Here is a 535-nt window from a genome sequence, read left to right as displayed (position 1 = left end):
TACAGATACGATTTGAAATAGGTGGGGAAGAAAAAGCCTACTTAGATATAGATAAGGTCAATATTAATTCTACTGAAATCAACGAGGGTTTTGAAAATGATCAGAATAATAATAATCTTTCTGATTTTTGGGAAACAACTTGGAGAAATGGATTAAGCAAAGATTCAAGTGTCTCGAAACCAGGCTATGATCCTATTGCAGGAGCTTCTCACTTAAGGATGTACAGTGGAACGGGAGATGCACAATCTTTTGTCTACACACTATCTGATCCAATTCCGGTTAGTTCCGGATATTCTTATGATATGAGTGCTTTTATGAGATATACCTTACCTGCAGGTAGGGCGGAAATTACAATTATTGAGGTTGACAGTAATGATCGTACTGTCACTGAATATGGGAGAAGCGTGAATAATGGTGGATGGAAATGGCACTATCATTCGGTTTTAGTCACACCTAACTATCAAACCCGTTATATCCGAATAAGGTTTGCTATAGGCGGAGAGGAGCGAGCATATTTGGATATTGATCAGGTTTC

The 535-nt window shown here is 38.1% G+C and carries 1 protein-coding gene; it reads left to right on the top strand.

Annotation, left to right across the window (positions count from 1 at the left end):
* Window positions 1-535, top strand: a 535-nt coding sequence (locus GC101_RS16320) for a hypothetical protein (protein ID WP_171718093.1), incomplete at both ends; no start/stop codon positions are given.

The organism is Paenibacillus phytohabitans, from assembly GCF_013141775.1.
Classification (GTDB): Bacteria; Bacillota; Bacilli; order Paenibacillales; family Paenibacillaceae; genus Paenibacillus_AQ; species Paenibacillus_AQ phytohabitans.
This window is presented reverse-complemented; position numbering and strand designations above follow the sequence as displayed.